Annotated in this window: 11 protein-coding genes and 2 pseudogenes; 10 read left to right on the top strand and 3 right to left on the bottom strand. The window is 71.0% G+C overall.

What is annotated here, in order from left to right; translation table 11 throughout:
• Positions 1-129 (bottom strand): annotated as a pseudogene (locus ASF18_RS24550) (sugar transporter); the annotation flags it as partial.
• Positions 130-369: 240 nt separating this feature from the next.
• Between ASF18_RS24550 and ASF18_RS05125 the strand changes: the two are divergent.
• The 8 genes and pseudogenes from ASF18_RS05125 to ASF18_RS05090 all read left to right on the top strand — a co-directional run bounded on the left by ASF18_RS05125 (position 370) and on the right by ASF18_RS05090 (position 7545).
• A complete protein-coding gene (locus tag ASF18_RS05125; RefSeq protein ID WP_056349934.1) occupies positions 370-1698 on the top strand; it encodes a hypothetical protein in 1329 nt (442 codons plus the stop codon).
• A gap of 113 nt (positions 1699-1811) precedes the next feature.
• On the top strand, positions 1812-2366 hold the full coding sequence (locus ASF18_RS05120; RefSeq protein WP_056349932.1) for a gluconokinase: 555 nt from the start codon (positions 1812-1814) through the stop codon (positions 2364-2366).
• 14 nt (positions 2367-2380) lie between these two features.
• Positions 2381-3208 carry a Cof-type HAD-IIB family hydrolase gene (locus tag ASF18_RS05115; protein WP_056349930.1) on the top strand — a complete coding sequence of 276 codons (828 nt, stop codon included), beginning with the start codon at positions 2381-2383 and terminating at the stop codon, positions 3206-3208.
• 213 nt (positions 3209-3421) lie between these two features.
• Positions 3422-4306: a transglycosylase SLT domain-containing protein gene (locus ASF18_RS05110; protein WP_056349929.1), complete on the top strand. Its 885-nt coding sequence runs from the start codon at positions 3422-3424 to the stop codon at positions 4304-4306.
• 393 nt (positions 4307-4699) lie between these two features.
• Positions 4700-5593, top strand: a pseudogene (locus ASF18_RS05105) (helix-turn-helix transcriptional regulator); the annotation flags it as partial.
• Between the two features lie 243 nt (positions 5594-5836).
• On the top strand, positions 5837-6694 hold the full coding sequence (gene cysE, locus ASF18_RS05100) for a serine O-acetyltransferase (protein WP_056349928.1): 858 nt from the start codon (positions 5837-5839) through the stop codon (positions 6692-6694).
• A gap of 164 nt (positions 6695-6858) precedes the next feature.
• Positions 6859-7071 (top strand): DUF3126 family protein, encoded by a 213-nt coding sequence (locus ASF18_RS05095; RefSeq protein ID WP_055950709.1) that lies wholly within the window; start codon positions 6859-6861, stop codon positions 7069-7071.
• A gap of 144 nt (positions 7072-7215) precedes the next feature.
• Entirely contained in the window at positions 7216-7545 is a 330-nt protein-coding gene (locus ASF18_RS05090) for a hypothetical protein (protein ID WP_055950713.1), read from the top strand.
• Positions 7546-7668: 123 nt separating this feature from the next.
• Here ASF18_RS05090 and ASF18_RS05085 read toward each other — a convergent pair whose 3' ends face one another.
• Together ASF18_RS05085 and ASF18_RS05080 are read right to left on the bottom strand one after the other, a co-directional pair.
• Positions 7669-8355, bottom strand: a complete 687-nt coding sequence (locus ASF18_RS05085) for a transglutaminase-like cysteine peptidase (RefSeq protein ID WP_056349927.1) — start codon at positions 8353-8355, stop codon at positions 7669-7671.
• Positions 8356-8560: 205 nt separating this feature from the next.
• Positions 8561-9184 carry a transglutaminase-like cysteine peptidase gene (locus ASF18_RS05080; RefSeq protein ID WP_056216378.1) on the bottom strand — a complete coding sequence of 208 codons (624 nt, stop codon included), beginning with the start codon at positions 9182-9184 and terminating at the stop codon, positions 8561-8563.
• A gap of 333 nt (positions 9185-9517) precedes the next feature.
• On the opposite strand from ASF18_RS05080, the gene argS reads away from it, so the two are divergent.
• Both argS and ASF18_RS05070 read left to right on the top strand, forming a co-directional pair.
• Entirely contained in the window at positions 9518-11266 is a 1749-nt protein-coding gene (gene argS, locus ASF18_RS05075; protein ID WP_056349926.1) for an arginine--tRNA ligase, read from the top strand.
• 30 nt (positions 11267-11296) lie between these two features.
• Positions 11297-12772: an SPOR domain-containing protein gene (locus ASF18_RS05070; protein ID WP_056349925.1), complete on the top strand. Its 1476-nt coding sequence runs from the start codon at positions 11297-11299 to the stop codon at positions 12770-12772.
• Positions 12773-12995: the final 223 nt, after the last annotated feature.

Here is a 12995-nt window from a genome sequence, read left to right as displayed (position 1 = left end):
CGTGGACACGTCCGCCCCCTCCACAACCGCCCCCGTCGTCGGGCCGGCCGCAGGCAGAAGCGACGAGCAGCCCGACACCGTCAGGGCAGTGCCCAGAACGGTGCAGAGGGCCAAAGGCAGTGCGCGCATGCGGGATCGCCTGTCGGTTTCTCTCATGGGCTGCCTAGACCATCGCCGGGTCCCTGTCCGTGGCGGCCGGGACACAGTCTCGCGGTGAGCACCCGTCGGCCGCCAGCCGTCCCCACTACCCACGTCTTTCCCAAAAAATCGTGTCCGAGACGATACTTGAAAGAAGCAACGCGATGTGCGTTCTCGTCGGGGAGGCAGCAGTGAATTTGCCTGACCTGGGTTTCGGCAGAACCGGATTCGATGACAGCGTCGTTTGACTACACACCTCCTGGGCTAGCCCAGGGTGTTCCGGGATCGGTCCGACGACGGCACGTCTTTTACATTCCGGGTTACGATCCTGAGGGCAGCAGCCGCTACCGTATGCTGTTCGTCCGAGAGCTGGCCCGCTACGCCAAGCGGTTCGGAGAGCCGAAACGCACGGTAACCGCTGCGCATCTCAGCGCCGACGGGCTGGTTCAGAGCTGGCGCGTGGCCGGCCAGCCTACCACGCAGGGGGCCGAGACCACCTACGACGTGCTCCTCTGGGACGACATCGTCCGTGCGGACTTCCGGCGCCGGCGTCCGGTCAGCGTCGCCCTCCTGGTCCTCGGCACGCTCCAGACCATCGTCTCCGGCCTGATGCTGCGATTCTACCGGCTGAACTGGAAGTACGGCAACGTCATCCTCTACCCGCTGGTGATGGTCCTGCTCCTCGCCCTGTGCACCCTGGCCATCGCCGCCTTCGTGCATGCCCATCTGGGAACGGCCTTCGGGCACAGCCTCGGGTGGCCGCTCTGGGTGACGCTGCCGGCAGGCCTCCTCATCGGCCTCGCCTGGATCAAGGCGATGGAAGCCGTCCTCAACCGGATCTTCTTCTGGCAGCTCCTGAACGACTGGGTCTTCAACTGGCAGCACGGCCAGGGCCGGCGGCCGGATTACGAGCGCCGGCTCGAGGCCTTCACCGCGCATGTCCTCGCCGGCTGCACCGCCCTGGCGGTCGGCGACCCGCCCGACGAGATCCTGATCCTCGGTCATTCCTCGGGAGCCCTGAGCGCCGTGGAGGTAACCGCCCGGGTGCTCGCCCACGATCCGCATCTCGGCACCGGAACGACCACGCTCGCCCTCGTCACCCTGGGGTCCGGCCTGCCCCTGGTGGCGATGCAGGGCGGGGCCAAGGGGCTGCGCGGCGAGATCGCCAGTCTCGTGACCTCGCAGCGCCTCGTCTGGGCCGACTTCCAGGCGCCCCAGGACTGGATGAACTTCCCCGGCTTCAACCCGGTGGTGCATCTGGAGCTCGACCTTCAGGGCCGGGCGGTCGCCAACCCCCTGGTGCGCTCGGCCCGGTTCCGCGAGATCATCAGCACGGAGACCTACCGGAAGGTGCGCTGGCGTCCGTTCCGGATGCACTTCCAGTTCCTGCTGGCCAACGACCGGCGCGGGTACTACGACTTCTTCGCGATGACCCTGGGCCCGCAGCGACTGCGCGAGCGGGCGCTCGCGCCCATCCTGCCCGACCCCGTATCGCCCGATCCCGCCTCGGCGCGGTCCGCGTCGCCGGGCGCCTGTCCGGGGACGCCGCTCGCCTCCTGAGGCCGGGGAAACCCGCCTTCGTCCGGCATGTTTCCGCACAGCCTCCGGGCGCCGCGGCCTGCTAAGAGGCCGCGGCCGGCCCGTCCGGGGCGGCTGCCAGGACGGGGCGCACGATGTCATCAGGTCAGATTCCGGCGTCGGGCGGCAGGCCCAGGGTCCTCGTGGTGATGGGCGTCTCGGGCTCGGGCAAGAGCACGGTGGCGTCCCGGCTCGCCGAGCGCCTCGGCTGGACCTTCGTCGACGGCGACAGCTTCCATAGCCCCGGGCACGTGGCCAAGATGCGGGCCGGGCACCCCCTCGACGACGACGACCGCGCGCCCTGGCTCGCGGCGATCGGCGCCTGGATCGACACGCAGCTGCAGCAGCGGACTCCCGGCGTGGTGGTCTGCTCGGCCCTGCGCCGGGCCTATCGCGACGTGCTGGTGCGCGGCCGGGAGGAGGTGCGGATCGTCTATCTGGCGGGCGACCGCCCCCTGATCGAGGGGCGCCTCGCGCGCCGGCAAGGGCACTTCATGCCGGCAGGCCTCCTCGACACCCAGTTCGCGATCCTGGAGCCGCCGGCCCCCGAGGAGAACGCCGTGGCGGTGGGCATCGATGCAGCCCCCGAGACCATCGTCGCAACGATCGTGGCCCGGTTGGGATTGGGGGAGGGCGCCCCGCAACCGTGAGCCCCCCGGATTCCATGCCCCCGTCCTCCGAACCGCTGCCCGCCGCGATCGCCCTGGTGATCTCGGACGTGGACGGCACCCTGGTGACCACCGACAAGCGGCTGACGCCCGCGACCCGCGCGGCCGTGCGGCGGCTGGAGGCGGCGGGCATCGCCTTCACCATCGCGTCGAGCCGGCCGCCCGTGGGTCTGAGGGCGCTGGTGGCCGAGCTCGGCCTCACCCTGCCGATGGGGGCCTATAACGGCAGCACCCTGGTCGCCCCCGATCTCACCCTCCTGTCGGAGACGCTGATCCCGGCCGAGACCGCCCGCGAGGCCGTGCGGCGCTTCGCCGAGGCCGGTCTCGCCACCTGGGTGTTCGCCCGCGGGCAGTGGAACCTCACCGATCCGCACGGGCCCTACACCGACCTCGAGCGCCGGACCCTGCAGGCCGAGCCGAACGTGGTCGCGGACCTCGAACCGCTCCTGGACCAAGCCGCCAAAATCGTCGGCGTCAGCGCCGATGCGGCGCACCTGGAGGCCTGCGAGGCGGAAACCGCCGCGGCGCTGACGGGGCGAGCCGACGTCCATCGCTCGCAGGCCTACTATCTCGACGTGACGCCGCCCGGCTCCGGCAAGGCCGCCTTCGTGGATGCCATGAGCCGGCATCTCGGCCTCGACCACGCCCGGATCGCGACCCTCGGCGACGCGGCCAACGACGTACCGATGTTCGCCCGGAGCGGATTTTCCGTTGCGATGGGCAACGCCGAGCCGGCCGTCCAGGCCGCGGCGCGGGCCGTCACGGCCACGAACGATGCGGACGGGTTCGCGAAAGCCATCGACGAATTCATTTTGCGGCGCTGAGGCGGTCCGCGCGCCGTCGCTCTTCCGATGCTGCGAGGCCCTTGGCAACATTGGCGAATCGCTTTGGATACAATCCGGACACGGCGGCGGCGACTGTGCCATGTGCGACACAGCACATGGGGAAACGGTCACGCTCGGCCCGCCGGAGCCGCTTTCCGGCCTCAATTCGCCCGGACCTTGACCGTCCAAGAACAAGGACGATCCGGGTCTCCGATGAACCAGCGCTTCCTGCTCCTCGCCATCGCCGCGGTCGCCCTCCCGTGCGGGATGCTCCCGCCCGGCGCGGCCCTGGCCCAGGGTGCGGCGGCGCGGGACAACATCGATGCCCTGATCGAGCAGCAGGCCAAGGCCAACGGGGTGCCGTCGAGCTTCGTCCACCAGGTCGTCAAGCGCGAGAGTAACTACAACCCGAACGCGAAGGGCGGCAGCGCCCTCGGGCTCATGCAGATCAAGCATGCGACCGCCCGGGGCCTCGGCTACCAGGGGGATGCGGCGGGCCTGTTCGACCCGCGGGTGAACCTCCGCTACGGCATCGCCTACCTCGCCGGCGCCTACCGGGCCGCCAAGGGCGACATCGCCCAGGCCTACAACTTCTACAATCGGGGCTACTACTACGCCGCCAAGCGCCTCGGCATCGAGACCAGCGTCCCCGAGGATCTCGAGACGCCGAAATCCGGCGAGGCCTTCTCCAACGCCTTCGCCCGCGCCGACAGCCCCGCCGTCATCGCCGCCAACACCGCTCTCGCCTACGCCCCGAGCCCCGCCGCCAATGGCGTTCCCACCGAGACGGTCGCGGTGCCGCTGCCGCCCCGCAGGCCCGCATCCCTCGCCGGTCTCGGCACGGTCGCGGTCGCGGCCCTGGCGCCGGCCGACGCCGCCCCCCCGGCATCCGCGGCGGCCATCAGCCCCCATCCCGGCGTCGTCCCGGGCATGACCCAGGTCGAGGCCGTCTTTACGGAGTCGATCGAAGTTCCGCTGCCGCCCCGCCGTCCGTCGGCGCCGGCCCTGGCCGCGGTCGGCCGGCCGGGGGTGGCGAAGAAGGCCCCGGTGGCCGGCACCGTGCTCGAGGCCTCGGCCCTGCCGGCCGCAGCGCAGTAGGCCGTCCCGCCCTCGCTCCGCCCGCGCGGCGTTTGCGCGCAAGGGCAGTCCCAGACCGGCCTGACCGTCACGGCTCCGACGGAGACGGCACCGAAGCGATTCTCCGGGTTTCCCCCTTTCTGGTGCCCCTGACCGCTTGCGTCGGACCGCGCCTCGCCTCACATGGTGCAATGCGAAGCAGCGTGCTTGGGCTCGGTTCGGCCCCCTCGCGGCAACGATCCAAGGGCACTGTTCCGCCATCGAAGTTCCGCGTTGTTGCATTTTGACAGATTCGAAACGCCGAAGCTGGGCATAATATTTCCATATCCGGGAGCATAGTCCCGGTATCGACCCCCTGTTGTGGCACCCTGCGTGCGGGCTTCGGCCTGACCGCGAACCGAGGAAACGGACGACGGCATGGCCGGCGCGGTAGAACAAGAATCGACCTTCCTGGCTGATCTCGGCCGGCGGGTTCGTCATGCCCGGACCGTGCGGGGCCTGTCGCGCAAGCTCCTCTCGCAGACCTCCGGTCTGTCGGAGCGCTACATCGCGCAGCTCGAGAGCGGGCAGGGCAACGTCTCGATCATCCTGCTGCGCCGGGTCGCCAACGCGATGGGCGTGCGCCTGGACGACCTGATCGCCGGGCAGGAGACCCTGCCGGACTGGCACGTGATCCGCGATCTCCTCGGCAACGCGTCGCCGGAGCAGATCGCCCTGGCCAAGGGCATCCTGTCGGGCCAGTCCTCGGCCAGCGGCGAGGCTCCGCAGCCGCGCGTCGCGGTGATCGGCCTGCGGGGCGCCGGCAAGTCGACCCTCGGCCGCCGGGTCGCCGATCGCCTGGGCTGGACCTTCGTCGAACTCAACGCCGAGATCGAGCGCGAGAACGCGCTCTCGGTGAAGGAGATCTTCGCGATCTACGGACAGGAGGGCTACCGCCGCCTGGAGCAGGCGGCCCTGCGCCGCCTCACCGAGCATCCCGGTCCCCTCGTGCTCGCCACCAGCGGCGGCATCGTCGCGGAGCCTCTGACCTACGACCTGCTCCTCCAGGCCTTCTTCACGATCTGGCTGCGGGCCCGGCCCGAGGAGCACATGCAGCGCGTGCGCGACCAGGGCGAACTCACCACCACCGGCGACCACCCCTCGGCCATGCAGGAACTGCGCGCCGTCCTGGCCAGCCGCGAGCCGCTCTATGCCCGCGCCTCGTCCGTCGTCGACACCTCCGACGTGCCGGTCGACGTGATGGTCGACCGCCTGGCCGAGGCCATCGAGGCGCGCTTCGGCACCCTCGACCACCGCCGCAGCGCCTGACGGCTCGGGCCCGACCGATCGGACCGGGACAGCGTGCGCTCTTGATCGGGCGTGCGATGCACACCAAGCTATGGGATGCGCGGTCCGGCACCGGTTTCCTCTGCCGGACCCCGTGACGACAGACACGACCATTCCGGAACGCCGCGCGGCGGGAGCAGAAACCCACTGACGCGGCATGATCCGCGCGTCGGGTGGCGGCGCGCTTCGGCCCGACGCGACGCGCCCGGCCCAGAGGAGGCCCCGATGTCCGCCAGCCCCTTCCCCATCGCCCCGAAAGGCGCCGAGCCGCTGGCGGTCTGCGATCCGATCTGGGCGCGCCTGCGGGCCGAGGCCGAGGCGATCGTGCGCGAGGAGCCGCAGCTCGCCTCGTTCATCGTGGCGACCGTCCTCAACCATACCTCGCTGGAGGGCGCCGTGGCGCACCGCGTGGCGGCCCGGCTCGGACATGCCTCGCTGCCGGCCGAGCTCATCGCCCACGGCTTCTTCGAGGCGATCACCGCCGAGCCGAGCCTCGGCCAGGATTTTCGCGCCGACATCGCCGCCGTGCTCGATCGTGACCCGGCCACCAGCCGGGCCATCGAGCCGGTGCTGTACTTCAAGGGCTTCCACGCCATCCAGGCCCATCGCCTCGCCCACTGGTACTGGACGGCCGGGCGGCGCGACCTTGCCCTCTACCTCCAAAGCCGGTCCTCCGAAGTGTTCCAGACGGACATCCATCCGCAGGCCCGGATCGGGCGCGGCATCTTCCTCGACCATGCCACCGGCCTCGTGGTCGGCTCCACGGCGGTGATCGAGGACGATGTCTCGATCCTCCACGCCGTCACCCTGGGGGGCACCGGCAAGCAGGGCAGCGACCGTCACCCCAAGATCCGCCACGGCGTGATGATCGGCGCGGGTGCCAAGATCCTGGGCAACATCGAGGTCGGGGCCTGCGCCCGCATCGCCGCCGGCTCGGTGGTGCTGCGCCCGGTGCCGGCCAACACCACCGTGGTCGGCGTGCCCGCCCGCGTGGTCGGCACCGCCGGTTGCGCCGAGCCGTCGCGGGCCATGGACCAGCTCGTCGCCATGGACCAGTTCATTCACATGGCCGAGGGCATCTGACGGCGCGCCCGGCACGCCGGGATCGATCCGAAGCCCGGCTTGCCCATCCTCCGATGGCGTGGCAAGCGGAGGCCAGCCCGGCCCCGGCCGCCGGCAGGCCCTCGGGGCCGCCGCGCGCGACCGGCCATGAGCCGGAGACGACCCGAACGCGAGAGGCGATCAGCGTGAACAAGACCGACATTGTGAAGGTGCAGGACTACCTCCGCCGGACCTTCGCCAACACCAACATCCGCCTCGTTCCTCGTCCCAAGAAGGACGATTCGGCCGAGGTCTATATCGGCGAGGAATTCCTCGGCGTGGTCTCGGTGGACGACGAGGACGGCGACCGCTCGTTCAACTTCGCCATGGCGATCCTGGACATCGATCTCGAGGATTGAGGTCCCCTGCCTGCCGCGGGGCCCCGACAGGCCGCACCGGCCTGTGCGTGGATTTAACCCTGACGGCAGGAAACCCTTAACGTTTCGTAAACGACGCGGCACAGTGCGCGCCACATCGCCTCTCGATGGTGGAGCGTTCGCGTCATGACCCTCAGCCCCTCGGCCCTCGATTCCCTGCAGACCCTCTGCGTCGGTCTCGCCCTCTCGGGCCTCCTCGCCAGCGCCTTCGAGCTGTTCACGGAGCGTCGCGCGAGCTTCAGCCTGCTGGAGCGCGGCGGCGTCACAGCCGTGGCGGCCCTGCCGATGCTGGCCTTCGGCGCACCCTTCATCATCCTGCGCAACACCGTGCGTGGCCGCCGGCTGGAGCGCCGCCCGATTCCCTTCGTGATGATCGCCACGATGATCGCCTGCGGCTGGAGCCTGATGTCGGGCCGCGTCGCCCTCGACCTTGCGCACCTGATCGCGGGCGTCTGAGCGCCCGCCGCCGGCCCCGCAGTCCCGCGGATTCCGGACGGGTCCCGGCCAACATCTGGAACCACCGACGCAGAAAGGGCGCCCCCCCGGAGGCGGCCTTTCGCGTGCCGACGGGAGCCGCCCTCAGCGGTTGGCGGTGGCCACCGGGGACGCCCCGCCGTTCAGGGTGACCCAGGCCAGACCGTCCTGCCCCTCGCGTTTGATGAAGGTGTAGCCGGTGCGCGGGCCGGACAGGACCGCATTGGTCTTGTTGTCGAGGATCAGGTCGCCGCGATCGGTGCGGACCATCAGGACCGCGTGGCCCTCGCCGATCTCGTCGATGACCACGGTCATGCGCAGGGCCCGGCGCGGCAGGCCGCGCTCCACCAGCATCCGGCGCTTGAGGAGCTGGTAGTCCTCGCAGTCGCCGAAGCCGTCGTCGGGATAATCCCAGCGGTCGACGACCCCCCAATGGGCGAGGTCGGTGATCGGCTTGATCCGGGCGTTCACCCGCCGATTGACGCGGTTCAGCAGGTCGCGGATGCGCGGCGTGAGGGCGATGACGCCCGGCTGCGTCGTGTCGACGGTGCATTCGGCGGGCATCCGGGCGCAGAAGGCGGTCCAGGCGGCGACGGGGCGAGCGGGGGCGCCTTCCTCCAGGGCCGAGGCATCGGGCAGGGCCGCGACGGTCTGGGCCTCGGTGCTGGCACCGCCGATGAGCAGGATGGTCCCGACGAGGCCGAACTGCACCGTGCGGGCGAGGCGTCGCCGAAGTCTCCCACGCGGCCCGTGCGGCAGTCCCTCGACGCTTCGCAGTATCGCGTGCCGCATGCCGGTCGCCCTGCCATCCCGCTGGTGGAGCGACAAGGTTTACACGGGAACGATCCAGGCTCAATCGGAAAGTTAAACCCGCGTTAACGCGCACCGGGGCGCGTTGGTTCCCTACAGGTTCGTGCGACGAGAGGATGCTTCCGGATCGCGCCACGCCGTCGGGACGGCTGGTGCCCGCGAGCCCGTTCGGCCTCCGCCGGGACGCTCAGCGGTTGGCGGTGGTGACGGGCGAGGTCACCCCGCCTAGCGAGACCCATGCCACCGTATCCGCAGACTCGCGTTTGATGAAGACGTAGCCCGTCCGGTACCAAGTCAGGACCTCGCTGGTCTTGTTGTCGAGGATGAAGTCGCCGCGGTCGGTGACCAGGGTCAGCACGGCGTGCCCCTCGCCCTTCTCGTCGATGACGACTGTCATCCGCATCGCCCGGCGCGGCAGGCCGCCCTCGGCCAGGAGCTTGCGCTTGAGCAGCTGGTAATCCTCGCAATCGCCCGAACCGTCCTCGGCGAGGTCCCAGCGATCCGGCACGCCCCAGTGCTCCTGGTCCGTCACGGCGTGCAGGGACTTGTTCACGCGACGGTTGACCGAGACCACGGTGTTCCAGATGGCCGGGGTGAGCGTGATGCGGTTGGGCTCGTTCGCGTCGATCGCGCATTCGGCGGCATAGCGCTGGCAGAAGGCGGCCCAGGCCGGCAGCGGACGGGCCGCGGCCAGGGTCGGGGCGGCGGGGGAGGGCGTGGGCAGGGCCGCCAGGGTCTGGGCCGTTGACGCACCGGTCGTCGCGGCCAGCACCGCGAGCAGGATCAGCGCAATCGTCTTCGTCCGGTCCATGGCGGCGTCCTCACGTCCTATGCCGCCAGGGTGCCGCCGCGGCGCCTGTTCCGCGCTGAAGCCGATCCGCGCAATTTTATCGATTCGCGGGCGCGATTGCGGCTCTCGTGCGACAGACCGAATGCGCCGTCTCGGCGATGGCGCGAAACGGCGCGATTCCGCCAACGGGTCGGTAACCGTGCTCGGAGATGGGGCTTACCGGAAGCGGAGCGGGCGGGCCCGCCGTGACACCCGGGAGCGCCCTTGCTATGCCGCGGCCTGGGCGAGGGGGCGGAGCGTTCCCCGCGGGACGGACGTCCCCGCCGAGCCCCGGACACGGAATTTTACGGCACCATGAACATCTTCGCCACCTTCGAGGCCCGCGTGCGCGGCGCCGTGCAGGCCCTCATCCAATCCGGGCAGCTGCCCGAGGGGCTCGACCTCGCCCGCGTGGTGGTGGAGCCGCCGCGCGATGCGAGCCACGGCGACCTGGCCACCAACGCCGCGCTGGTGCTGGCCAAGGAGGCGAAGACCAACCCCAAGGCCCTGGGCGAGACCCTGGCCGCGGCCCTGCGCGCCGACCCGGACGTGACGGAGGCCAGTGTCGCCGGCCCCGGCTTCATCAACCTCCGGCTGGCCCCGGGCACCTTCCACGCCGTCGTCCGGGCCGCCCTCACGGAGGCCGAGGCCTACGGGCGCGGCACCATGCCCGGGGGCCCGGTCAACATCGAGTACGTCTCGGCCAATCCCACCGGCCCGATGCATGTGGGCCACGGGCGCGGGGCGGTGTTCGGCGATGCCCTGGCCAACCTCCTGGTGGCGGCCGGGCGCGACGTGACGCGCGAATACTACATCAACGATGCCGGCGCGCAGGTCGAGGTGCTCGCCCGCTCGGCCTTCCTGCGCTACCGCGAGGCCCTGGGCGAGGCCGTCGGCCCGGTGCCGGAGGGGCTCTATCCGGGGGACTACCTCGTACCGGTGGGCGCCCGGCTGGCCGAGATCCATGGCCGTGCTCTCCTCGACCAGCCGGAGGCGGACTGGCTGCCGACGGTGCGGGCCTTCGCCATCGCGGCGATGATGGACCTGATCCGGGAGGACCTCGCCCGCCTCGGCATCCATCACGACGTGTTCTTCTCCGAAGCCACCCTCAAGGAGGAGGTGCCCGTCCTGCTGGCGGAGCTTCGCCAGAAGGGCCTCGTCTACGAGGGTCGCCTGCCGCCGCCCAAGGGGCAGCTGCCCGAGGACTGGGAGGATCGCGAGCAGACCCTGTTCCGCACCGTGGAGTTCGGTGACGACGTCGACCGGCCGCTGCTGAAGTCGGACGGCTCTTTCACCTACTTCGCCTCCGACATCGCCTATCACCGGACCAAGATCGCCCGGGGCGCCACCGATCTCATCGACGTGCTCGGTGCCGACCATGGCGGCTACGTCAAGCGCATGCAGGCCGCCGTGAAGGCGGTCAGCGACGGCCGCGCCACCCTCGACGTGAAGCTGTGCCAGCTCGTGCGGCTGCTGCGCGCGGGCGAGCCCGTGAAGATGTCGAAGCGCGCTGGCGAGTTCGTCACCCTGCGCGAGGTCGTCGACGAGGTCGGGCGCGATCCGGTGCGCTTCATGATGCTCTACCGGAAGAACGACGCCACCCTCGACTTCGACCTCGCCAAGGTGGTGGAGCAGTCGAAGGAGAACCCGGTCTTCTACGTGCAGTACGCCCATGCGCGCTGCGTCTCGGTGTTCCGCCAGGCCGCGCAGGCGATGCCGGGTGAGGATTTTTCGCGGGCCGGGCTGCTGGGCGAGGCCGACCTCGCCTGTCTCACCGATCCGGGCGAAGGGGAGATCATGCGGTTGATCGCGCAGTACCCGCGCGTCCTCGAGGCGGCGGCCGGCGCCCATGAACCGCATCGCGTGGCGTTCTACCTCTACGAACTGGCCTCGTCGCTGCACGGTTTATGGAACAAAGGCAAAGACTTGCCGCAATTACGGTTTATTAATCCTGACGACCGAAACTCCACTCGGGCTCGATTGGCCCTCGTTGAGGCGTTGCGGGGCGTTGTCGCCTCCGGCCTCGCGGTGTTGGGCGTCACCGCGCCGGACGAAATGCGGTGAGGTGATCTCGGCGTGAAGAGGGATGCTGCCATGACGACGAACGCTTCGCGGGCGACGGTCGATTTCGACGCCTTTGCGCGAGATCTGCAGCAGCCTCCGGCGCCGGCCCAGGCGCCCGTCCAGGGTGTCGCGCCCGTCCAGGCTCAGGCCCCGGCTGCGGCCAAGGCCGACCCCCTGGCCGAACTCGCCCGCATCGTCGGGCAGGACGATCCCTTCCGCGCCCTGCTCCAGGCCCGCGATTCCCGCGCCGATGCGGCCGCGCGCGGCCGCATCGAGCCGAGCTTCGGCGACGGCCCGGTCCAGGGCCGCCCCGCCCAGGTCGAGGCTCACACGCCCGTTCACGCCCCGGCCCCCGTGCACCAGGCCGCTCAGCAGCCGGTCTCGCCGACCGACGCCTTCGACCAGTATCTCGCCTCCGTCGATCACGGCGCCTATGCCGATTCGCAGGGCGCCTATCCGGATCCCAACGCGGCCGAATTCGCCCCCAACGACGCAGACGACCGGGTCCGCTCCCTGGAGCGTCCGCGCAAGCGCAGCCGCCTCGTGTCGGTAGGTGCCGGCCTCAGCGTTCTCGCCCTCTGCGTCACCGGCGCCCTGGCCTGGCGCGGCCTGCACGGCCAGTCCGGCGGCAGCGGCGGCGTCCCCACCATCCTGGCCGACACCGCGCCCCTGAAGATCGCGCCGCAGAAGTCCGATGGGGTCGAGATTCCGGACCAGAACAAGCAGATCTACGAGCGCACCGCCAAGGACGGCCAGATCCGTATCGTCAACCGCGAGGAGCAGCCCCTCGACGTGGCCCAGGCCGCCCGGGCGGCTCTCGGGACCGGCGAAGGGGGAGCGACCCCCGGCAGCGCCGCTCCGGCAGCGGCGCCCCAGCCGGCCCAGCAGGGCGGCCTCGGCGAGTCCCTTGGCGAACCCCGTCGGGTCCGCACGGTCTCGGTGAAGCCCGATACGCCCCCGCCGCCGCCGCAGCGCGAGGCCTCCGCCGAAGCGACGACACCGTCGGTGATCCCGACCATGACCCTGCCGGGCGCCACCGGCGACGGCGCCGCCAGCCCGTCCCTGCGCCAGCGCGCGACCCGGCTGCCGCCGCCGGTGGCGACGACCCCGGTGGCCGAAGCGCCCACCGCGACTCCGCCGGAGCCGGCACCGGCCCCGCGCGTCAAAGCGCCCCAGCGCGTAGCCGCCGTGGCCCCGGAGGCGACCTCCGCCATCTCCGCCCCGCCGCCCGTCGCGGCGGCATCCGCCGCAGCCTCCGCGGGCGGGGGCGGCTACGCCGTCCAGCTCGGCGTCCGCACCAGCGAGAGCGAGGCCCAGGCCGCCTTCCGCCAGATGCAGGGCAAATACAGCCAGCTCTCCGGCCAGCCGGCCGTGATCCGTCAGGCCGAGGTCAACGGCAAGACGATCTACCGCGTCCGGGTCGGGCCCCTCGGCAAGACCGAGGCGACCAGCCTGTGCACCCAGCTCCAGGGTGCCGGCGGCCAGTGCTTCGTGGCCAAGAACTGAGGTCCGCTCCCGGACGCTGGACGAACCGGGCGCCGGCGCGCGCCCGGTCGGTCGACCGGCCAGCGGGCGCGGTGCCTTCAAGGCGCCGCTCGTCCTGTGGCCACCGTACCACGCTCGCCCCCTCCCGTGAGCCCCCCCATTCCGTTCGACGTTGTCCGGCCGCATCCTGCCCCGATTGGCGTGGTGTCGATTCGTCGCCGAACCCCTCCGAGCGTCGTCCCAC

The sequence above is a fragment of the Methylobacterium sp. Leaf89 genome (genome assembly GCF_001422215.1).
GTDB lineage: Bacteria > Pseudomonadota > Alphaproteobacteria > Rhizobiales > Beijerinckiaceae > Methylobacterium.
Note: the sequence above shows the minus strand (reverse complement) of the source record. Positions and strands in the feature narration are given on the sequence as shown.

Excerpts from the sequence above, each read along its gene's own strand:
- ASF18_RS05125 (WP_056349934.1), top strand. The coding sequence starts at position 370 with ATGACAGCGTCGTTTGACTACACACCTCCTGGGCTAGCCCAGGGTGTT.
- ASF18_RS05120 (WP_056349932.1), top strand. The coding sequence starts at position 1,812 with ATGTCATCAGGTCAGATTCCGGCGTCGGGCGGCAGGCCCAGGGTCCTC.
- ASF18_RS05115 (WP_056349930.1), top strand. The coding sequence starts at position 2,381 with ATGCCCCCGTCCTCCGAACCGCTGCCCGCCGCGATCGCCCTGGTGATC.
- ASF18_RS05110 (WP_056349929.1), top strand. The coding sequence starts at position 3,422 with ATGAACCAGCGCTTCCTGCTCCTCGCCATCGCCGCGGTCGCCCTCCCG.
- cysE (WP_056349928.1), top strand. The coding sequence starts at position 5,837 with ATGTCCGCCAGCCCCTTCCCCATCGCCCCGAAAGGCGCCGAGCCGCTG.
- ASF18_RS05090 (WP_055950713.1), top strand. The coding sequence starts at position 7,216 with ATGACCCTCAGCCCCTCGGCCCTCGATTCCCTGCAGACCCTCTGCGTC.
- ASF18_RS05085 (WP_056349927.1), bottom strand. The coding sequence starts at position 8,355 with ATGCGGCACGCGATACTGCGAAGCGTCGAGGGACTGCCGCACGGGCCG.
- ASF18_RS05080 (WP_056216378.1), bottom strand. The coding sequence starts at position 9,184 with ATGGACCGGACGAAGACGATTGCGCTGATCCTGCTCGCGGTGCTGGCC.
- argS (WP_056349926.1), top strand. The coding sequence starts at position 9,518 with ATGAACATCTTCGCCACCTTCGAGGCCCGCGTGCGCGGCGCCGTGCAG.
- ASF18_RS05070 (WP_056349925.1), top strand. The coding sequence starts at position 11,297 with ATGACGACGAACGCTTCGCGGGCGACGGTCGATTTCGACGCCTTTGCG.